The sequence below is a fragment of the Bradyrhizobium sp. LA6.8 genome, assembly GCF_040547935.1.
Classification (GTDB): domain Bacteria; phylum Pseudomonadota; class Alphaproteobacteria; order Rhizobiales; family Xanthobacteraceae; genus Bradyrhizobium; species Bradyrhizobium barranii.
Genome location: NZ_JBEPQQ010000015.1, coordinates 25490 through 44459, shown reverse-complemented (window position 1 = coordinate 44459; position 18970 = coordinate 25490). Strand labels below are relative to the sequence as shown.

At 61.7% G+C, this 18970-nt stretch carries 18 protein-coding genes and 1 pseudogene; 5 read left to right on the top strand and 14 right to left on the bottom strand.

The window, feature by feature from the left end; all coding sequences use genetic code 11:
- Positions 1-6 precede the first annotated feature (6 nt).
- From ABIA90_RS42625 to ABIA90_RS42615, 3 genes are read right to left on the bottom strand one after another with little or no spacing between them, the layout of a single operon-like run.
- Positions 7-243 (bottom strand): PepSY domain-containing protein, encoded by a 237-nt coding sequence (locus ABIA90_RS42625; protein ID WP_354121945.1) that lies wholly within the window; start codon positions 241-243, stop codon positions 7-9.
- Positions 244-296: 53 nt separating this feature from the next.
- The gene (gene chrA, locus ABIA90_RS42620) at positions 297-1688 is read right to left on the bottom strand and encodes a chromate efflux transporter (protein WP_354121946.1); all 1392 of its coding nucleotides are present in this window, start codon (positions 1686-1688) and stop codon (positions 297-299) included.
- Positions 1685-2545 (bottom strand): chromate resistance protein ChrB domain-containing protein, encoded by an 861-nt coding sequence (locus ABIA90_RS42615; protein WP_354121947.1) that lies wholly within the window; start codon positions 2543-2545, stop codon positions 1685-1687. Before ABIA90_RS42615 ends, chrA begins: the two co-directional genes overlap by 4 nt.
- A 306-nt stretch (positions 2546-2851) precedes the next feature.
- On the opposite strand from ABIA90_RS42615, the gene ABIA90_RS42610 reads away from it, so the two are divergent.
- Genes ABIA90_RS42610 through ABIA90_RS42600 form a run of 3 tightly spaced genes read left to right on the top strand, consistent with a single transcriptional unit; the run spans position 2852 to position 5290 of the window.
- Positions 2852-3886 (top strand): Cj0069 family protein, encoded by a 1035-nt coding sequence (locus ABIA90_RS42610; protein WP_354121948.1) that lies wholly within the window; start codon positions 2852-2854, stop codon positions 3884-3886.
- A 4-nt stretch (positions 3887-3890) separates the two neighbouring features.
- The gene (locus ABIA90_RS42605; RefSeq protein ID WP_354121949.1) at positions 3891-4487 is read left to right on the top strand and encodes an ABC transporter ATP-binding protein; all 597 of its coding nucleotides are present in this window, start codon (positions 3891-3893) and stop codon (positions 4485-4487) included.
- The gene (locus ABIA90_RS42600) at positions 4484-5290 is read left to right on the top strand and encodes an ABC transporter permease (protein WP_354121950.1); all 807 of its coding nucleotides are present in this window, start codon (positions 4484-4486) and stop codon (positions 5288-5290) included. Before ABIA90_RS42605 ends, ABIA90_RS42600 begins: the two co-directional genes overlap by 4 nt.
- Positions 5291-5313: 23 nt before the next feature.
- Here ABIA90_RS42600 and ABIA90_RS42595 read toward each other — a convergent pair whose 3' ends face one another.
- From ABIA90_RS42595 to ABIA90_RS42570, 6 genes and pseudogenes are all read right to left on the bottom strand, one after another.
- The gene (locus tag ABIA90_RS42595; protein ID WP_354121951.1) at positions 5314-5910 is read right to left on the bottom strand and encodes a 3-keto-alpha-glucoside-1,2-lyase-like domain-containing protein; all 597 of its coding nucleotides are present in this window, start codon (positions 5908-5910) and stop codon (positions 5314-5316) included.
- Positions 5911-6009: 99 nt separating this feature from the next.
- Entirely contained in the window at positions 6010-6429 is a 420-nt protein-coding gene (locus ABIA90_RS42590; RefSeq protein ID WP_354121992.1) for a thiosulfate sulfurtransferase GlpE, read from the bottom strand.
- A pseudogene (locus ABIA90_RS42585) lies at positions 6406-6966 on the bottom strand (superoxide dismutase); the annotation flags it as partial. The pseudogene ABIA90_RS42585 and the gene ABIA90_RS42590, both read right to left, overlap by 24 nt.
- Positions 6967-7000: 34 nt before the next feature.
- The gene (locus ABIA90_RS42580; protein WP_354121952.1) at positions 7001-7204 is read right to left on the bottom strand and encodes a hypothetical protein; all 204 of its coding nucleotides are present in this window, start codon (positions 7202-7204) and stop codon (positions 7001-7003) included.
- Between the two features lie 78 nt (positions 7205-7282).
- On the bottom strand, positions 7283-7825 hold the full coding sequence (locus tag ABIA90_RS42575; RefSeq protein WP_354122501.1) for a hypothetical protein: 543 nt from the start codon (positions 7823-7825) through the stop codon (positions 7283-7285).
- Between the two features lie 750 nt (positions 7826-8575).
- Entirely contained in the window at positions 8576-10159 is a 1584-nt protein-coding gene (locus ABIA90_RS42570) for a winged helix-turn-helix domain-containing tetratricopeptide repeat protein (RefSeq protein WP_354121954.1), read from the bottom strand.
- Between the two features lie 114 nt (positions 10160-10273).
- Here ABIA90_RS42570 and ABIA90_RS42565 point away from each other — a divergent pair, with 114 nt between their 5' ends.
- Together ABIA90_RS42565 and ABIA90_RS42560 are read left to right on the top strand one after the other, a co-directional pair.
- Positions 10274-11665: an FAD-binding oxidoreductase gene (locus tag ABIA90_RS42565; RefSeq protein ID WP_354121955.1), complete on the top strand. Its 1392-nt coding sequence runs from the start codon at positions 10274-10276 to the stop codon at positions 11663-11665.
- A gap of 24 nt (positions 11666-11689) precedes the next feature.
- On the top strand, positions 11690-12859 hold the full coding sequence (locus tag ABIA90_RS42560) for an MFS transporter (protein ID WP_354121956.1): 1170 nt from the start codon (positions 11690-11692) through the stop codon (positions 12857-12859).
- Positions 12860-13848: 989 nt separating this feature from the next.
- Here the strand turns inward: ABIA90_RS42560 and ABIA90_RS42555 are convergent.
- From ABIA90_RS42555 to ABIA90_RS42535, 5 genes are all read right to left on the bottom strand, one after another.
- A complete protein-coding gene (locus ABIA90_RS42555; RefSeq protein WP_354121957.1) occupies positions 13849-14523 on the bottom strand; it encodes an SDR family NAD(P)-dependent oxidoreductase in 675 nt (224 codons plus the stop codon).
- A gap of 33 nt (positions 14524-14556) precedes the next feature.
- A complete protein-coding gene (locus ABIA90_RS42550; RefSeq protein WP_354121958.1) occupies positions 14557-14820 on the bottom strand; it encodes a hypothetical protein in 264 nt (87 codons plus the stop codon).
- Positions 14821-15419: 599 nt separating this feature from the next.
- Positions 15420-16619, bottom strand: coding sequence for an ABC transporter substrate-binding protein (locus ABIA90_RS42545; RefSeq protein WP_354121959.1), 1200 nt, complete (start codon positions 16617-16619; stop codon positions 15420-15422).
- A 73-nt stretch (positions 16620-16692) separates the two neighbouring features.
- Complete coding sequence (locus ABIA90_RS42540) at positions 16693-17853, bottom strand: iron-containing alcohol dehydrogenase (RefSeq protein ID WP_354121960.1); 1161 nt, start codon at positions 17851-17853, stop codon at positions 16693-16695.
- Between the two features lie 97 nt (positions 17854-17950).
- Entirely contained in the window at positions 17951-18961 is a 1011-nt protein-coding gene (locus ABIA90_RS42535; protein WP_354121961.1) for an NAD(P)H-dependent flavin oxidoreductase, read from the bottom strand.
- Between the last annotated feature and the right edge of the window lie 9 nt (positions 18962-18970).

Genomic DNA, 18970 nt, shown 5'->3' with positions numbered 1-18970 from the left:
CCTTGCTCAGTCTTTTTGTTCTTTGATCTGGCCGCTGCTGTCGACGACGAGCCGCACTTCCTTACCGTTCTTCACCGCCTTCGCGGTGGTGCCTTCCGCGGTCGACTTGATGTCGCTGACTTGCGAGTAGCCGGCCGCCTGAATCTTGGCGACGAGCTCTTCCTGAGTCAGGGCATGGGCAGGCGACAGCCCCGCCATCACCACCAGCAAGGTGGCTACCCGATATATCGTCAGTGTCCGCATGTTCGTTCTCCTGGTCATGTCCCAGCCCCAGGTGAAGTCGGTCTGTGCTGCCCCTAGATGACGCCCACCAAGCGCAACAGAACCCCCGTGATGCAGGAAGCGGCCAGAACGACGAGCATCCCGACCTTGAAGCGGAAAATGGCCGTGGCTGCCGCGAGCGACAGGGCGAGCGCCGGCCAGTCGATGCTGGTCAGCACCGGCGCGTCGAACGACAGCCCGAATTCGTGCACTGCGACCGTCTGTCGAAAGATCGTGTGGAGCGCGAACCAGATCGACAGATTGAGGATCACTCCGACGACGGCGGCGGTAATGGCCGAGAGCGCGCCGGCGAGCGCCTTGTTGCCCCGCAGCGCCTCGATGTACGGCGCCCCGACGAAGATCCAGAGGAAGCAGGGAGCGAACGTCACCCAGGTCGCCAGAAGTCCGCCGAGCGTTCCCGCCAGCATCGGCGACAACCCGCTCGCCTCGCGGAAGGCGGCGATGAAGCCCACGAACTGAACGACCATAATGAGAGGCCCGGGGGTCGTTTCCGCCATGCCGAGACCGTCGAGCATCTCCCGCGGGGTCACCCAGTGATAGTATTCGGCGGCCTGCTGCGCGACGTAGGCGAGCACGGCGTACGCTCCGCCGAACGTCACCATCGCCATCTTGCTGAAGAAGATCGCGATTTGGCTGAAGACGTCGTTCGGCCCCAGCGCGATGAGGATCGCGAAAACGGGAACGAGCCAGATCGCAAGCCAGGCGGCGCCCACTCGAAGCGTGCGCGCGGTATTTGGCGTGACGTGATCAGGCAACCCCTCGCCGAGCATGCTGTCGATCACGGCGGAGTTCTTGCCGCCATGTTCAAGCGCAGCGAACTCCGGCCGGCCAAGCCGGGCGCCGACGAAGCCGATGAGGCCGGCGGCGGCGATAATCAGCGGAAACGGCGCCCCGAAGAAGAAGATCGCGACGAAGGCGATAGCCGCCAGCGCAACCATGATCGGATTGCGGAGCGCGCGCTTGCCGACGCGGACCACGGCCTGGATCACGATGGCGAGCACCGCCGCCTTGAGGCCGAAGAACAACGCCTCGACGAATCCGACATTGCCGTAGGCGGCATAGATGTAGCTGAGCCCCATGATCGCGAAAATGCCGGGCAGGATAAACAGACCTCCCGCCACGATGCCGCCCGTGGTCCGGTGTAGCAGCCAGCCGATGTAGGTGGCGAGCTGCTGCGCCTCGGGACCCGGCAAAAGCATGCAGTAGTTCAGCGCATGAAGGAATCGGCTCTCTGAAATCCAGTTTTTCTCCTCGACCAGGATGCGATGCATGACCGCGATCTGGCCGGCCGGCCCTCCGAAGCTCAGGATCGCGACCCGCATCCAGACGAGAAGCGCCTCATTGAAGGAGATGCCGTGCGCGTGCTCCTGCGCGCCGACCTTCTGGTTTGCCGCGAAATCGGTCATTGCTTCACCTTGTTGGTCGGCCAGTTGTGGGTCTCCTTCGTCGCGTCGCGACACCATCTGTAGAACGCGTCGTAGAGGAGAAAGCCGGCATTCAACTGTTCGAGGTCGTCGTCGAACATGCGCGATAGACCGAGCGAGGCTGCGAGCAACCCGGGCGCCTCCGGAGAGAGATCGAGACGTCCGGTGTCGGCGGCGCGGACCATCGTCGCGAGCCGCTCCATCGGCGGCGTCGACAGACCGAACTCCTTGACCATCACGTCGAAGGTGCAGAGTTCTCCGCAATGGCTCCAGAACACGTTCTCGACGTCGAAAGGCGTGGCGTCGAAGCGTTCGGCCACGGCGTCCACCTCTGCAGGCGTCACGAACAGAAAAACGGCGGCGGGATCGACGAAACGGCGGATCAGCCATGGGCCGGCGACCCGGTCTATCTTCGGACGAGCTCGCGTGACCCACACCGTGCGATCTCGCCCGTCTCGTTTAGGGATCTTGCTGGCCGGAACAGTCGGATGGTTCGCTTCCTTCCAGCCGACGTGGCCGCCTTCGAGGACTTCGGCGGCGACGTTGCTGCACCGCAGCCATGCCGCGGTGCCTTCACTGAGCTTCTTGCCCTTGTGGCAGACCACGACCACCGATTTGCCCGTCAGGCGAGACGCCCAATCCTGAACGTCGAGGTGCGAGCGCCGCACGGCCCCCGGAATCAGTCGCGGGTCGGCCGAAAAGTCCTCGTCGATGCGAACGTCGACAAGCGTCGGCGCCGCCGCCGTACCTATCAGTCGAGACAATTTGTCGGGTGAAATCGTGGTGTATGATGATGACATGCTGCGCCCTTGGTGATCCAGGACGCGATACTTGGGCATGTCGCCTCGCGGGGAGATCGCACATCCCCGAGCCCCGAATAAAAGCCCAGACGGCCGGACTGTCAACCCGCGTCTTCGCGAGCGCTCCGAGAATCATCGAGACGACGTCACGAAGATTTCAATCCCTATCGGAACCACGATTCGGAACAGCCTGCTGGCACCATCGAGGCCATTCGACGGCTCGCCGCGGCGGACATCTTGAAACGTCCGGACGGATTCACGTAGAGTGTCTCCGAGGGGAAAAGCAGACTCCCCGTGAGACTTCGGTCCAAGCTCTGCGCAGCACGCAATTCGTGGAGCTCGCGCATGGACACCGAAAAACGACCCTCTCCCCGACGTACCGTCGCCATCCTCTCGCGAGGAGATGCCGTCGCGCGTCGAGATACTCCCCCGAAAATCAGCCGCTTTGTTGACGTATTCGAAGCGCTCGCCGCCGTCGGCGTCGATGCGCGTCCCACGATCTACGACGAGTGCTTTGCGGACGCCGTCCGGGAACAACTGCTCACAGTGGATGGAGTGCTCGTCTGGGTCAACCCCATTCAAGATGGCCGAAACCGCGCCGCTCTCGACGCCCTGCTGCGGGACGTCGCGGCGCATGGCGTCTGGGTCAGTGCCCATCCCGATGTCATCCTGAAGATGGGCACCAAGGAGGTTCTGTACCGTACCCGCTCGATGGGCTGGGGAAGCGACACGGCGCTGTATCAAACCGCTGCGGCGATGCGCGCCGAGTTACCGACGCGGCTCGCCGCCGGTCCGCGCGTGATCAAGCGCAACCGGGGCAATGGCGGCCAAGGCGTCTGGAAGGTCGAGAGTCTGCCGGCCTCCTCCACGATAAGGGTGCTGGACGCGACCAAGGACACGCCCGAGGAACTGTCGTTGGACGATTTTCTCCGTCGCTGCGCGGAGTATTTCGAGAACGGCAGCGTGATCGACCAACCGTTCCAGCCTCGCCTGAGCGAGGGCGTCGTGCGTTGCTACATGGCAGGCGATCGCTGCGCCGGCTTCGGCCACCACAAAGTCAAAGCCTTGGTCGATTCGCCGGCCGCGCGTTCCGAGGCTGGACCACGGCTCTATTCGTCCAACGCAGACCCGCGCTTCCAGCGGCTGCGTCGGTTGATGGAGGACGAGTGGACGCCGCAGCTAACCTCGTTGCTCGATATCGCGCAAGACGACTTGCCCATGATCTGGGACGCCGACTTCATGCTCGGCCCCGTCCAGGCTGATGGGAGCAACAGCTACGTGCTCGGTGAGATCAACGTCAGCTCGGTGCATCCTTACCCGGGCGAGGCGCCGGCGGAGATCGCGAGGCGAGTTGCCGACCGCTTGCAGCGCAAGCATTGACGCCATGCTGACGGTCAGCGGGCTCAAGCGCCTGCACATCTCCGTGTCATTCGACTTGCAGGACGGCGAATGCGTCGCCCTGCAAGGGCCTTCCGGGGTCGGGAAGACCTTGCTGCTTCGCTCCATCGCGGATCTCGATCCCAACGAGGGAACTGTCAAGCTGGACGGAGCGCTCAGGGAGGCGATGCCGGCCCCCGCCTGGCGAAAGCGAGTGACCTACCTCGCCGCCGAGCCTGGCTGGTGGTCGGACATCGTGCAGGAGCACTTCACGGTCTGGGATGATGCCCTACCCCTGGTCACGCGCTTAGGGCTACCGGACAACTGCGGACCTTGGCCGATCCAAAGACTTTCGACCGGCGAGAGACAGCGATTGGGGCTTGTGCGGGCGCTCATGCTGCGATCGCGCGTGCTTCTGCTGGACGAGCCAACCTCGGCGCTCGACTCTGCATCCGCTACGGCCGTGGAATCCTTGATAGCCGAACGCATTGCGGATGGAACGAGCGTCGTTTGGAGCACCCACGACAACGCTCAAGCCCGCCGCATCGGGGCGAGAATATTTGCGATGAGTGCCGATGGTAGCATCGTGGAAAATCGGCCGTGACCTACATCCAACTGGCATACGGTGATTTGGTGCTGCCCGCCCTCCTTGTCGTCATGGACGGCGCTCTCTCGCTTGTCCTCCGCCTCAAGCTTGAAAAACAACTGGCCATCGCGACCGTGCGGATGGTGCTTCAGCTCGTTCTCGTTGGATACGTGCTGACGTTCTTGTTTGCTGCGGTGTCGCCGCTCTGGACCGCCCTCGCCGCCTTCATCATGGTTCTCTTCGCCTCGCGGGAGATCGTCGCGCGGCAGAAGCGGCGCCTACCGGCCATTTGGAGCTACGGCTTGGGCGCGGGATGCACGCTGCTCGCCGCCGGTACCGTCACGATGTTTGCACTTTTGACCGAGCTGCGCCCGGATCCCTGGTATCACCCGCGCTATGCGCTGCCTTTGTTGGGCATGATCCTGGGCAACACCATGACCGGGATAAGCCTGGGTCTGGACGCACTGACAAATAGCCTGGTGCGCGAACGAGCCGCCGTAGAAGCTTGTCTCGCACTCGGCGGCACCCGGCATCAGGCCCTGCTGCCGGTCATACGGGACGCGTTGAGAAGCGGCTTCATGCCGATCATGAACAGCATGGCGGCGATCGGCCTTGTTTCCCTGCCGGGTATGATGACCGGCCAGATTCTTGCGGGCTTCGAACCAGTAGACGCTGTTAAATATCAGCTCTTAATCATGTTCTTGATCGCCGGTGGAACAGGATTGGGAACCCTCGCTGCTGTGATGGGAGGCGCTCGCCTGTTCACCGATCACCGACATCGATTACGCCTCGATCGAATTCCCGCTGAAAAGTCCGCTTAAAAGCGCCGGTCACTCTCCCCTGCCTATTTCGCTTCGCCGTAGGTGATTTGATCGAACAGCGTCACGCTGTCGGCTTTGGTCCACAGCCCGATCTTGCCGGCGCCGGCGAAGGTTGAATCCTCGACCTCGAACAGTTGTTTGCCGTTGAAGGAGACGCGGAAGCGCGAGCCGCTGAAGTCGATGCGCAGGCTGTGCCAGGTGTCGGCCGGAACCTTGACATCGGTTCCGTATCCTCCCTTGCGGCCGACGATGTCGAGCGGGCTTCGGACGCCGTTGACGGTCTTGTAGAGAACGACGTTGTCCTCGAGGGCATTGGCCCGGGTCACGTAGTAGTTGTTCGCGTCCTTTGCCCGCCAGACGATACCGGCGGCGCGGTCCTGCGATCCCGCGACGGCCTTGAATTTGATCTCGACAAAGCCGTCCTTGATGCTGCTGTCGTTCTTCAGCAGCAGCGGGTACGTCGCCCGGCCGGATTGCCTGAGCACCTTCGATTTCGACGGCGCCGTCTCGTCGCTTTCGACCGTCCATTTTGGGTCGCCCGATCCCGTGAGGGTCGAGGTCCACCCCTCGGGGGCGGCACCCGTCTGCGTGCTCTCGAAGCTGATCGCATGGTTTGACATGTCACTCACTCCAATGAAGAAAAGCATGGTTGCGATGATGGCGCTGCGGCGTTGAAGGTAAGGCATTGGGCGGGTACCCGCGCTATCGGACCGACCGGGTCACTCGAAGAGTTTCACCGGGCCCTTGATTGCCTTCCAGGCGTAATGTCCGCCCGCCATGTACCGGGCATCAAATCCCGCCTTGCGTAGTGCCGAAGCCGTCTGACACCCGATGTGGAAGCCGTAGACGCAGAACGTGACGACGGGTTCGGTCTTCGACAAGGTGCCGATCCAATCGTCGAGGCGTTCGGGGTCGCGCCATACGGCTCCGTCCATGATGTCCTGGGCTTTCGTGGTGTAGTGCTTCGGGCGCGTATCGATGATCTGAACCGGCGTCCCCGACTTCATCATCTCCCGCACTTCCTCGACGGAGATCGACGGTACGTCGGCAAACTCCTTTTGCTCGAGGGGCCGCGGTGGCGCGACCTTGCTGGCATCCTCGTAGCGCTGCTTCACGGCGGACCAATCGATGTTGCGCATGAAGGCGGCTACGTAGGCGCCGGCGTTCGCGCCGAACGCCAGGTGGAAGGCGTGCTCGTACATATCGAGGGCGAGGATCGGGACGCCGCCAGCGATGCTTTGACTGTGTTCCGACGCGATCTAATTGATGAGCCGACCGTCTCGCGGAACATAGGTCAGCAGCACCCAACCCGAGCCGCCGGCCAGCGCGGACGCGATGCTGACGAACTCCTGGCGCCAGCGATCCACCGATCCAAAATCCTTTGCGATCGCGCTTGCAAGGTCGTCCGGCACGACGCGTCCGTCGCCGCCGAGGCTTGCAAAATACAATTCGTGCAGAAGCGTCGAGTTGAGCGCGACAATCTCGTCGCGCTTCAGCCGGGCGAGAGTCGGGTTGGGAGCGTCACCGAGATCGAGGCGCTCAATCTCCTCGGAGATGGTGTTCAAGCGATTGAGGGCCCCGCCGTAGTTGTTTTCGTAGTGGCTTTCGATGAGGCGTGCGGAGATCCCGTTCAACGTCCAGGGACGACAATGAAGCGGTGCCAGTTGGTAGCGCATCGTAATTCTCCTTTTGGTCGTCTGGATTTTTCAACTAATGGATGGTTGATACTTCGAGGCTTTCGAACAGGGTCATGCTGTCGCCCTGGGTCCACAAGCCGACCTTCCCGGCAGGACCCGGAAACCTTCTGTCGTTCGCGACGAAAAGCTCCTTGCCGTCGAAAAATACCGTGAGGCGGTGCTCGTTGGCAGCGACACCGAGCGTATGCCGCGCCTCGCCCGACACGTTGACGTCCATGCCTCCGATAATTTCTCGCCGCCCGGCGGCGACGCGATACAGGATGACTTTGTTCTCGAGCGCGTCGGCGCGAACGGCCTAGTAGTCGCCAGGCGATCTGAACCGAACGACCAGGCCGGCCGCTTGGTCGTTCTTGCCGGTATTGGTCAGGAAGCGCGTCGACACGTAGACGTCACGTTCGGAGAAGGGCCGGTAAAAGGCGAACGCCAGACGGTTTTCATTTGGCTCGGGGCCGGTCTGCGCCAACCCACGACCGGCGTCGTTATCAACGACCGACCAATTGCCAGGGCCGCCGTCGCCTGAGGCGATGAAATCGAAATCGGCAAGCCGTTCTGCCATATCGAACATGATGGCATCGGCCGAACTGCGCGATGCCGTCGGTCCGCACGCAAACAAGAGCACGCAAATCGGCAGCAGGCAGAGGGAAGAGCACGTCTTCACGGCTTTGCGCCCCTGAAGGGAGGCGTTGCCGGCTCGGGGTGTGGTTTGCCACCCGACAGCCGAGGGTTCGTCGGACCTGGCCGACGCCATTGGTGGCGGAGCGACATCCGCAGACGTCCGCTCAGAAGCAGACCGCAAAAGAAAATCAATGGGAGGAATGGGAGGCCGGGTTTCGTCCATGTGTGCAATTCCTCGACAAGTCGAGCGATGCACAGTTCTTGGACCGAAGCCTCAAGGGGAGACTGCAATTCCCCTAAAGACGTCATAATTCAGCAAAGCGATAAATGCAACATAGCTGTTATCGCCAAAGATGTTCCTTATCACCGCTGCACGCAAAAGTTTGATGAGCACAAGCGGCGCTACCGCGCAGCATCTTCTATAATGATCAGTGAAAACAAATTTGAGAGAACGGTACGCGTGAATGTCCGATTTGCGCCAGAAGCGGCCCCTCGCAACTCCGAAGCGGCACCGCACCAGAAACGACGCCGAGCGCTGCGGCGACTTGTTCGAGATGACTCCTGAAACTAAGAGTGTCCGGCCGTTCTGATCGCACGGTTGCGTTCTGTCCTGAACCACAAATGTATGAGCATCCAGTCCTGCATTATTGTGCCCCGCGCAAGCGTCGAGGCCCAAGAGCGCGCTATCGCGCACGAAAGCGCCCAAAAATCGTAGGTTGGCGCACAAAATCGTACACATGGCGGAGAGAGTGTCAGTCAATCCCCATTGAAAGATAATGCATTTTCGATCTTCTTAGACCAAAACCCACCGTTTGAGCTACCGCCGGAAATGGAATTCCGCCTTCGACGAAAGTCTGTCCCGTCCAATGGACCGTCATCGACAACGCTGCCATCAGGCGACTAGCGCAAAAGGTGCGTCACTCGATCGGAGTACTCTCCGCAACGTCCGTCGCCGTTGCCAACAACGTTGGCGCTATACAAGGTTGGAGAGTCCATCACTTAGGCCGGCTTTGCGAAGTCCGTTGAGAAAATGATCCCGGTCGATGGGATCTCTATACCTATCGGCGCGCATCCGAGCGAGTTCGAGCGTGTTTAGGGGCAGAGCTTCACCATTCTCAGTCAATTCCAGATATCTCTCTCGAACGAATGCGTCCGCTTCGAAACTTGCTTCTCTCGGTCGATTTGTTTGCGCGTAGCACGCCGCAAGGAGCGCGCGCGACCAGCGGTCGCTCGATCGCGCTTCCCTGAGAACTTTGATCGCCTGTTCGTATTCGCGAGCCGAATAAAGAGCCAGCGCGTGGTACCAATGGTAGATATTGGGTGGAAATGGGTTTAGCCGTTTGGCCGATTTGATCCATGTAAGCGCTTCCTGCCAGTGCCCCCAGTAGATTAGAATATTTGCAAAAGCGGCGGCGACATCAGCGTCGTTCGGATTGAGCGCCAGAGCGCGTTTGAAATGAGTCTCGGCCTCTTGATCACGGTTTTGCAGGAAAAGAAGCTGTGCGAAGACGCTGTGCGACCAGGCGTCGTGCTCATCCAGATCGAGCGCGATCTCGATCTCGCTACGAGCCTCATCCAGCGAGGGCGCGGCGGGTGATTCCAGAAACGCGGCGCAGACTACCGTCCAGGCAATATTGGCGTGAGCGCGAGCATAGGCTGGATCGAGCCCTATGGCCTTCTGGAAGTAGCCTCGCGCCTCCTCCATGCTCCTGACGGTCAATTGACGCCATTTCTCGTTCCCCAATAGGACGAGATCGTAGGCCGTGATGTTCGAGGTCTGCTTGCCTCTCGCGATCTCGCGGCCCGCGTCCTCAAGCCGGCCGGGCAGCGCCGAAACGATCTTGCCTACGATTTCGTCCTGGATGGCGAATATGTCTTCGATCTCGCGGTCGTAGCGCTCGGTCCAAAGGGTGAAGCCGCTCGCAGCATCCAGAAGCTTGACGGTCACCCGCACCCGCTTCCCAATCCTGCGCGCGCTCCCTTCCGCTACATATCGCACGCCGAGTTGGCGGCCGACCTCTCTGATGTCGGACGACCTGGCCCGGTAAGCGAAGCTGGAATGGCGGGCCACGACGAGGAGGGACCGGAAACGCGATAATTCCGTAATGATGTCTTCTGTGATCCCGTCGGAAAAGTAGTCCTGCGCGGGATCGCCGCTCAAATTCAAGAATGGCAGCACGGCGATCGATGGTTTGTCGGAGGTCGCGGACAGGAGCCATGTTTGCCGGCTAGCATCGGACAAGTTGGTGGCCGGCGGGCCGACATAGCGGTAACCGCGACGCGGCAGCGTCTCGATCCAGGTACTGCCCCCTTCGACGGCTGCAAACGCCCGGCGCAGAGCCGCTATCTGCACGGTCAGATTGCTTTCCTCGATCGCCAGCCCCGGCCAGGCCGCCTCCATCAATGCGTCCTTGGCAACCGGCTTACCCGCCTTTTCCAGAAGCAGCCGAAGTAGCGCGACCGCTCGCCCTCCGAGAGCAACCGGCTCGGCCCCGCGAAACAGCGTGTCAGCGTCTGCCTCAAGACGAAATGGACCAAACGCGTAGATCGTCGCCATTGCCTAGAGACACCATTTTTAGCGAAATTTGCAACTTTTTCCGATCGGATTCAGGAAACGATTTGGCGCTCCGTGAGATGATGGCATGGGCATTGGTGGCGCGGAGCAAATCGGATGGAGCGGCGGCAGACATATGACGACTTGATGGGCAAATCGCACTCCGAACCTCGGTCCACCCCACAGCTACGGCTCAAGGGCAATGTGGTCATCGAGGGGAACGCCGGCTACGACGAGGCGCGCAAGGTCTGGAATGGCGCTATCGATAAAAAGCCGGCCATGATCGCCTACTGCGCGGATGCCCAGGATGTGGTTGAGGCCGTGACGTTCGCGAGATCCCGCGCGTTCCCGGTGGCCGTTCGCAGCGGAGGCCATAATGTCGCTGGCCTGTCGGTCTGTGACGGCGGCATGGTCATCGACCTGTCGCGGATGAAACGCATCGACGTCGATCCGGTCCGTCGGACCGCGCGCGCGGAGGCAGGCCTCGATCTGGGCGAATTCGACAGGGCGACACAAGAGCACGGCCTGGCGACCACCATGGGCGTCAACAGCGATACCGGCATCGCGGGACTCACGCTCGGCGGCGGCTTCGGCAAGCTCGGACGCAAATACGGACTGACCTGCGACAACCTGATTGCCGCCGACGTGGTGACAGCCGAGGGAAAGATCCTACGGGCTAGTGCGACCGAACACCCCGACCTGTTCTGGGGCTTAAGAGGCGGCGGCGGCAATTTTGGCATCGTGACTGCGTTCGAATACCAGTTGCATGCGATCGGCAGGTCACTGCTCGTCGCGTCAGCGCTTCATCCTTACGATCAGGCGCACGAGGCCATGCGGTTCTATGATGAATTCGCCCGAAGCGCTGCCGACGAGATAAACGTCGATGCAGCCCTCGTAAGGCTGCCGTCGGGCGATCGGTTCTTCAGCATCTCCGGTTGCTATGTTGGTTCGCATCATGACGGTGAGCGCGCCCTTTCACCGATCGCCAAATTCGGCTCGCCCGTTGAGACGCGCCTCGCAACTGTCCCTTATGTTGAGATTCAGTCGAGCGGCGATGCCCTGTTTCCGCGAGGACGTCGCTATTACTGGAAGGCGCAGTTCCTGCGCGAGATCAGTGCTGGTGCGATCGACGCGCTGCTCGACGCCTATGCGATAGCCCCCAACACCTCGTCTTTGCTGGTTTTCCAGCACGTCGGCGGCACAATTGCACGGGTTCCGGTATCGGACTCACCCTACGCAAACCGCGATGCGGCGTTCGACTGCTTTCCGATCGCGATCTGGGACGATCCGGCCGATGACGACGCGAACGTGCGTTGGGCGCGCGAGCTGTGGAGCGCCGTTAGGCCCTATTCGACCGGGGGCGTCTATGCCAACAACCTGGGTGATGAGGGCGAGGACCGGGTGCGTGACGCCTATGGTGAAAATTACGCACGCCTTGTCGCGCTCAAGAACAAATACGATCCGACTAATTTCTTCCGCCTGAACCAGAATATCAAGCCAACGGTATAGTTCACGGCGTCGGGGAAAATCCAAATGCGAAGCCGCTGGACCATTCTTGCTGCCCTGTTCGTCGCTCGTGCCGCCATCGCCTTTCAGTTTCAGAGCGTCGCGGCCGTCGCGCCACAGCTCGGCCAGAGTCTCGATGCGAGTCTGGCCGATATCGGTGTTCTTATCGGGCTCTATTTTGCGCCGGGCGCGGTACTTGCGCTGCCCGGCGGCGAGATCGGCCGCCGCTACGGCGACAAGGTGACGGTCCTTGCCGGACTCCTGATGATGCTGGCAGGCGAACTGCTGATGACCGCGTCAACGTCGTGGAGCGTGCAGATCGCTGGCCGGCTGACTGCCGGCATCGGCGGTGTTCTCCTGAACGTTCTGATGACCAAGATGCTCGCGGACTGGTTTGCCGGTCGGGAAATCGCCACTGCGATGGCCATTTTCATCAACTCTTGGCCGGCTGGCATCGCACTCTCTCTCATGCTGCTGCCGGCAATCGGAGCCATGCTCGGGCTCCATGCCGTCAACCTTGCCGTCGCAGGGTTGATCCTGATCGGCCTCTGCCTCATCGCGTTAGTCTATCGCGCGCCAGATGCGTCCGTTGCGGTCGAAGGCGAGCGCAGTAACCTGACCGCCGACACGATCTGCGCCGTGATTGCCGCCGGCTTGATCTGGTGTCTTTACAATATCGGGTTTGCGATGATTTTCAGTTTCGGCCCATCGATGCTCGTTGAACAAGGCTGGTCCAGTGCAGCAGCCGGATCAACCGTCAGTATCGTGCTCTGGCTCGCCGCGCTTTCGGTTCCCTTCGGCGGCTTCCTCGCAGATCGGACCAAGCGCGGCGAGGCCATCCTCGTCACAGGCTGCATCGCCTTCGCCCTCCTGACACTTCTCCTGTCGCGAAGCGGCACGGTGCTTCCCATCGTCGTTGCCCTTGGAATCCTCTGCGGCTTGCCCGCCGGTGCGATCATGAGCCTGCCTGCGCGTGTGCTCGAGCAGAAGACGCGGCCGATCGGAATGGGAGTATTCTACACGGTCTTCTACGCCGGCATGCTGGCTGGACCGGCGGTCGGAGGAAAGCTCTCCACGTCGGTCGGCTCCGCGAGCGCCGCGCTCGACTTCGGCGCCGTCGTGCTCCTGGCTTGCCCTGCCGTCCTGTGGCTCTTCCGCCGTATCGGCCGGTATCGGCCGGCCGTTTCACCGACTTGAACGCGCGGGACGGAAGCCTGTGAGTTAACGCCTCAGCCGACGTTCCATCATTGTCGAGGTGAGCAAGCCGATACTGGGCCGAGGCTGACCGCCATTTCGTCTAGGCGTTGCTGTCGCGCTTTGCGCCGGCCGAGTAGGAGGCTGCCTGGGCGGGGACCTACGCCAACTCGCGGGGTTCGACGGGTCGCAGGGGTGGAGCGGCCCAAACACACTGCTGCTGACGACAGGATGAAAACTCTGATTTCTCCGCCTTACTCGTAAAGCGACCGATTTGCGGCGGAGAGCAAATCCGAATGTGCATCGGAAAAGCGATAGGCAAACTTGCAACGGCCCGCAGGTCGATCGCGCTTTCAACGAAAACGTTGCATCGCGATCATTCAATCACGTTGACCAACGCTACCGTGACGCGGTCGATTGGCCGCGAGGCGTCAACCGCCTTCAGCAAAGGGGGAAGGACTCGAACCCCGACCGTGGTGTTGTTCCCTTTAGCGATCAGCCGCCGGACGACCGCTAGACTCAACGTCTTCCATAGCGGTTTCTACACCGATCCGCGCTCGCAGGCTCGAGTTCTGCTGGCGCGCTTGAAATGGTGACCACTCTGATCGCGCAGATGTCCGATTTGCTCGCCCCGATATTCAAATCTACGACGCGCACGTAGGCGACCTGTACCAGTGGGTCTGTGCGCAGTATCTCGTTGGTGTGAAGGGTGCAGAAACAAAGGCAAAGCGCAGTTAGGACCCGCTGATGAAAGAGAGGTGTGATTTAGTTTGAAAATCAACGGTCGTTCCGACACATGCGTCAATAAACCTTCATTGAACCCGCAGTGGAATTTCGTCTTGTCGGAACAGCTGGATCATGATGGCAGACCGGAGGGGTGGACGGGCCGCAGATTGTGTCAGAAGGAGCCGCGACAGCTCGATCGCGCTAGATCGGCTCTTGCTGCTTTGCACGCCCGCTACCAGCTCTCGCCGAAGGGCCGAATTTCAACGTTAAACGACCATGCGCTGCGATCCTGGATCCTGGTGTACGAGGTGCCAGATCTCGCTGGCGATCGCTTGCGGCTTGATGAAGAAGCCGTCCGGCCGCTCCGGCCACCGCTTTCGCGTCCATTCGAGGTCGATCACGGCATCGATCACGACATAGCCAACGTGGACTCCCTGCGGCCCCAGATCCCGGGCCATGGACTCCGCCAAAATCCGCTGCGCCGCCTTGGTCGGCGCAAAGCCGGCGAAGCCGGCCTTGCCGCGTAGCGCCGAGGTGTTGCCGGTCGCAATGATAGACCCCGCACCGGCTGCGACCATCGCTGGGGTAAATCGCCGGGCCAGGAACAAAAGCCCCATCGTGTTGACCTGAAAATTGCGATTGAGGATCGCCGGGTCAATCTCCCGGAAGGTGCCGAAGGCACCGCCGACGGCGTTGTGGATGACGACGGCGGGATGCCCGAGATCACGCTCCACAGCGGATGCCACCGCATCCACCTGCGCGGGATCCGATACATCACAGCGAAATCCCTTCGCGCCAGGCAATTGCGCTTCGAGCGTCGCAAGACGCTCCTCGTTCCGCGCGAGCAGCGCTACGCTATAGCCGCCCTCTGCAAACTTCCTGGCAAGGGCCGAGCCCGTACCGGGGCCGACACCTGAGATTAGGCAAACTGGCGCGGTCATGCGGGCAGACCTCCTTCGTGCAGCCGGCGGCCTTTACGCCGCAGCCCTGGACAGCAACTTCTCGACATATGGCCCGAGATCAGGACGGAAGTGCTCATGCGCGACGAGCCGGTCAAAATGAGCGAACGCCAGAGGGTACTCACTCCGAACACCGGCGTGCAGGATCTTGTCGAGGCTCAGTCTGTTCAACTGTTCAACCCACGCATGCTCGTTCGCGAACAGCGCAAGTTCGGCGGCAAAGCAGATGTCGGCCAACGTGATCCCGTTCCCCACCAGCGTATCCCGCCGCGGCGACAAGGCCTGTTCGATCCCCGACGCATAGATCGCAAACGCCTCCTTCGCGCGCGCGTGAATGGTCGCATCGACCGTGCCGGCCGACAGCGCAAGGAGATAGATCTGTCCCTCGCAAAGACCAGGCTGACATCGGGAAAGCCGTCTATCCTGGACGCTTCATAGGCGTCCCTTCCGTAGAGCTGGTACGTCGCTTCGCCAAGGCGCGCCACAGCACGCATGATGCTGTTGGATTCGAAGATTCCGACCTTGCCGGCAGGCCCGAAGGCGGCCGGCACGTTGCCGAACGGCTGCGCCGCCAAAAAAGCATCGGTCTTGAAGAGCTGCGCGCCGGTCAGCCCGACCCGCCCCGTTCGTGCGAGAGATGACAGCGACTGGCGTTCCTCCTCGACCAGAGGACGTGCGTCATAATCCCACAGCCAGCCTTTGAGCTCCCTGGCGGGCGCCCCTCTGACCTCGACATCCACACCGCAGAACCGTGCGGCAATGGTTGCCTTCCAGACAGGCGGGTTCGGCAGATAGGAGAATATGCGCAAGTCGGCCATCGTGGATTTCTCCTGATGAACTTCGTCCTCACGGCCTAAGCGTCGGAGCAGCCGGATGCTCTACTCCGAGCTTGCGTCGAGAATGTCGCCGAACGGCTCCCAGCGGGAACCGGTCCAGCGCTGAAGCTGAAGCTGCGTCCAGATCATGTTGTTGCTCTCACTGGTATTGATCCTGACGCCGGGCAAGGCGGTCGGCAAAACAAAGTCCTTCAGCGACTTTGCCTGCTTGATGATGTTCTCGCGCGAAAGATCGTCGCCGCATTGCCTGAGGATCTGCTCGAGCACCATGCCTTGCTGGTACCCGGTCAGATAGCTGGTGTTGGTGATGTCGGAGCCAACCAGATATCGCTCGAAGAAGGTGCGATAGGCCTTGACCGCCTCATCGTCAGTCCATTTCTGGTCATTCGGATCCTTGTTCGGGGTCCCGACGATGACTCCGATGGAGTTTTCCAGGCCCGCCGGTCTCAGCGTGCCCGCGACCGAAGACGAAGGGAAGTTGATCAGGATCGTCGCCTTCCACCCGGTCTCGGCTGCGCGACGGATCGCCTGTGCCGCGAATTTCGGCGTCCCGGCCACGAACAGTGCCTGCGCGCCGGAACTCTTGAGTGCGACGACCTGCGAGTCGACCGTCGGCTCCGTGACCTCGTAGCTGGCGGTGACCACACGCTTGTCGAAATCCGCGCCCAGCACCGCCTTGAAGGCGTTGACGTAGTCGCGACCGAGATCATCGTTCTGGTAGAGGATTGCGTATTTCGCCGCGGGCAATGCACGCGTCAGGTATCTTGCGTAGATCTTGCCTTCGGTGTCATAGCTGACGAGGCCTGTGGTCGTCAGCGGATAGTCCTTGACGTTGGTGAATTTGCTCGCGCCGGTGACGATCGCAATCGTCGGCACCTTCTTCGTAGCGAGATATTTGGCCACCGCCGAGTTGCCCGCCGTGCCGAGCTGGCTGAACATGAAGGCGACCTCGTCGCTCTCCACCAGCCTTCGCGCGTGCTCGAAGGCCTTGGGCGGGCTGTAGGCATCGTCCATCATGACGTAGTCGATCTTGCGGCCGTTGATGCCGCCGCGATCGTTGATCGATTGCACGTAGGCCTGCACGCCCTGTCCGACCTGACCGATCGAGGACGCCGGTCCGCTCAGGGGAAATATGCCGCCGATCTTGATCTTCGTCGGTGTGACACCCGACGCATCGCCTGCCCAGCAAGGAGTAGAAATCGCAATCACAAGTGCGCAGGCGAGTCGCGTGCTCCAGGACATCGCAGATTCCCTCCACTATTGATTTACGCACGTGGTGCTTGCCGCAAGGCGTGACAGACATTCAGCGGCCGCGTCAGGCCGCCAGCTTGAGTATCTTGACGATGTCGCCGGGCTCACGGATCGGCTGCGGATTGGCCCGCGTGAAGATCGACAACATTGCGTTCTTGCCAATGAGCTCGAAACGGTCCTCGGCTACGCCGACGTCGGCGAGCCGCCGCGGCAGATCGAGCTCCGCGATGAAGGCTGCAAAGGCTTCGCCCGCATCGCGACCGGGCGCGCCGAGTGCGGCGGCGACCGATCTCTGCGCCGTTTGCGTGGCCGGCAGATTGTACCGCAGCACGCTCGGCATCATCACCGCCGTACAGAAATAATGCGGAACATCGCAGGTCCCGCCGAGGACATGGCCGATGGCATGGCTGGCGCCCATCGGAACGCGCGACTGCAAGCCGAAGGCTGACATCCAGGACCCCAACTGACAGCTCAGCCGCGCCGCCTCGTCGTTTGGATTGTCCTTGGTGCGCCGAAGCCCGTCGTACAGATAGCGCAATCCCTGCTGGCATACGGCATCGACGAGCACATTGGGACGGCTGGAGCAGATCGCCTCAATGCCATGGTCCATCGCGCGTGTGCCGGAACCCAGCCAGAGCTTCTCCGGCGTGTATTTGGTAATCGCGGGATCGAGGATGATGCTTCGCGGCATCATCATCGGATGATTGAATATCTGCTTCAGCTTGCGGCTAGTGTCGGTGACCAGCGCACCCGAATTGTATTCGCCGCCGGAGAGCGTGCTCGGGATCGCGATCATCCGCACATTCGGGGTTCGGAATGGCCCGAAGCGGCGGTCCGGCGTGGTCTCGAACCCATCGAGCCCCATCGGCCCAAAAATCTCGTGCTCCATGCACATCAGCACGATCTTTGCCGCATCGACCACGGAGCCGCCGCCGATAGCGACGACCAGGTCGGCCTGGGCATCCTTGGCCTGCCGGGCAATCTGCGTCACCACGTCCCGGGTCGTATGCTGCGGCACGCCGTCAAAGGTCGCGGCATGGCGTTCACCGAGCGCCGTCCGGATATTCTCGATTTCGTCGGTCGTGGTGTTGAGCGTGCGGCTCGCGATCAGATAGACGCGCTTGGCGCCCAGCCGTTCGGCCTCCTCCCGCAGCGCCTCGGCCGCCGGCTTGCCGTAGATCACGGATTCCATGGTGGGATATTGATGGCTACCAACGACGGGCATGCTCTTCCTCCCTGGTTTACTTCTCTCCGCACCGCCGCGGCGTCAGCATCCCGACGCCGCCAGCTATCCCCGGTCTTGGCGTGCTCTTCGCCGCTCGTCAGGCGACCGCGCGCGCCCGCTGCGTCTCGATCTCGCCGTCGAGAAAGCCGGTCAACCGCTGGCGGATGATCGCTTCGGCCTCCGCCATGATGCGATCGATCAGCTCCTTGACCGTCGGAATGTCATGGATCAGCCCGACCACCATGCCGCAGCTCCACGCACCCGCATCCATCTGGCCATCGACCATCACCTTGGGATAGACGCCAGCCACCTGGTCGAGGATGTCGTCGATCTTCAGGCTTGCGCCCTTCTCACGCTCGATCTCGAGCAGCTCGTTGACGCCCTTGTTCTTCAGCACCCGCTCGGTGTTGCGTAGCGCACGCATGACAAGCACGGTGTCGAGCTCGGTCGCCTTGACCAGCGCCCGCTTCACATTGTCATGGACCGGGGCTTCCTTGGTGGCGACGAAGCGGGTACCCATGTTCATGCCAGAGGCGCCCATCGCGAGCGCCCCGACGAGGCTTCGTCCATCCGCCATGCCGCCGGAAGCCACGAAGGGGATCTTCAGCTCATCCGCCGCCCGCGGCAGCAGGATCATGTTCGGGATGTCGTCCTCACCGGGATGGCCGCCGCACTCGAAACCGTCCACGCTGACGGCGTCGCAACCGATCTTCTCGGCTTTGAGCGAATGCCGTACCGAGGTGCATTTGTGGATCACCTTGATGCCGGCCGCCTTGAGCGCCGGCATGTACGCCTCCGGGCTGCGACCCGCGGTCTCGACTGCCTTGATCCCGCCCTCGCGAATGGCTGCGATGTATTCCGGATAGGGCGGCGCCGACAGCGTCGGCAGGAAGGTCAGGTTCACGCCGAACGGCTTGTCCGTCATGTCGCGGCAGCGCGCGATCTCCTTGGCGAGGAGCTCCGGCGTTTTCTGCGTCAGGCCGGTGATGATGCCGAGGCCGCCGGCATTGGACACCGCCGCCGCCATCTCGGCGAAGCCAACATAATGCATGCCGCCCTGGATGATCGGATGCTGGATGCCGAACAGTTCAGTGATTGCTGTTTTCACGCCAAAACT

Coding starts and splice junctions, on each gene's coding strand:
- ABIA90_RS42625 (WP_354121945.1), bottom strand. CDS start 243: ATGCGGACACTGACGATATATCGGGTAGCCACCTTGCTGGTGGTGATG.
- chrA (WP_354121946.1), bottom strand. CDS start 1,688: ATGACCGATTTCGCGGCAAACCAGAAGGTCGGCGCGCAGGAGCACGCG.
- ABIA90_RS42615 (WP_354121947.1), bottom strand. CDS start 2,545: ATGCCCAAGTATCGCGTCCTGGATCACCAAGGGCGCAGCATGTCATCA.
- ABIA90_RS42610 (WP_354121948.1), top strand. CDS start 2,852: ATGGACACCGAAAAACGACCCTCTCCCCGACGTACCGTCGCCATCCTC.
- ABIA90_RS42605 (WP_354121949.1), top strand. CDS start 3,891: ATGCTGACGGTCAGCGGGCTCAAGCGCCTGCACATCTCCGTGTCATTC.
- ABIA90_RS42595 (WP_354121951.1), bottom strand. CDS start 5,910: ATGTCAAACCATGCGATCAGCTTCGAGAGCACGCAGACGGGTGCCGCC.
- ABIA90_RS42590 (WP_354121992.1), bottom strand. CDS start 6,429: ATGCGCAACATCGATTGGTCCGCCGTGAAGCAGCGCTACGAGGATGCC.
- ABIA90_RS42580 (WP_354121952.1), bottom strand. CDS start 7,204: ATGGACGTCAACGTGTCGGGCGAGGCGCGGCATACGCTCGGTGTCGCT.
- ABIA90_RS42575 (WP_354122501.1), bottom strand. CDS start 7,825: ATGGACGAAACCCGGCCTCCCATTCCTCCCATTGATTTTCTTTTGCGG.
- ABIA90_RS42570 (WP_354121954.1), bottom strand. CDS start 10,159: ATGGCGACGATCTACGCGTTTGGTCCATTTCGTCTTGAGGCAGACGCT.
- ABIA90_RS42565 (WP_354121955.1), top strand. CDS start 10,274: ATGGAGCGGCGGCAGACATATGACGACTTGATGGGCAAATCGCACTCC.
- ABIA90_RS42560 (WP_354121956.1), top strand. CDS start 11,690: ATGCGAAGCCGCTGGACCATTCTTGCTGCCCTGTTCGTCGCTCGTGCC.
- ABIA90_RS42555 (WP_354121957.1), bottom strand. CDS start 14,523: ATGACCGCGCCAGTTTGCCTAATCTCAGGTGTCGGCCCCGGTACGGGC.
- ABIA90_RS42545 (WP_354121959.1), bottom strand. CDS start 16,619: ATGTCCTGGAGCACGCGACTCGCCTGCGCACTTGTGATTGCGATTTCT.
- ABIA90_RS42540 (WP_354121960.1), bottom strand. CDS start 17,853: ATGCCCGTCGTTGGTAGCCATCAATATCCCACCATGGAATCCGTGATC.